Source organism: Shigella sp. FC1661 (assembly GCF_001712525.1).
GTDB lineage: Bacteria > Pseudomonadota > Gammaproteobacteria > Enterobacterales > Enterobacteriaceae > Escherichia > Escherichia coli.
The window spans coordinates 1-380 of the sequence record NZ_MDGW01000503.1 but is presented as its reverse complement, the minus strand read 5'-3'; the positions used below and the strand labels follow the sequence as shown (position 1 = coordinate 380).

Sequence of the window (380 nt, the reverse complement as noted above, 5' to 3'; positions counted from 1 at the left end):
CGCCACCGCTATTATGACCCGCTGCAGGGGCGGTATATCACTCAGGATCCGATTGGGCTGAAGGGGGGATGGAATTTTTATCAGTATCCGTTGAATCCGATCTCAGAGATAGACCCACAAGGGTTAAATCCGTTAATTCTTGGTGTTGTAGCACTGATGAGTTGCGGTTTGTTTTCATCAGGTGGGGTTATCCAAAGTGGGCAACAACGCAGAGATCAATATGGACGTAAAGTTAATCCAGAAGCCGACAAATTAACAGATGAACATAAGTCAGGTGTAAATCCTGGTAATGCTGCCAACTTACTGATTTAGTGTATGATGGTGATTTTAAGGTGCTTGCGTGGCTTCCATTTCCATCAGATGTCCTTCCTGCTCCGCTA

General features: G+C 45.5%; 1 protein-coding gene. It reads left to right on the top strand.

Features of this window, described 5'->3' with window-relative positions; genetic code table 11:
- A partial coding sequence (locus BFF42_RS21255; RefSeq protein ID WP_146759065.1) for an RHS repeat-associated core domain-containing protein occupies positions 1-312 on the top strand: 312 nt, incomplete at its 5' end.
- Positions 313-380: the final 68 nt, after the last annotated feature.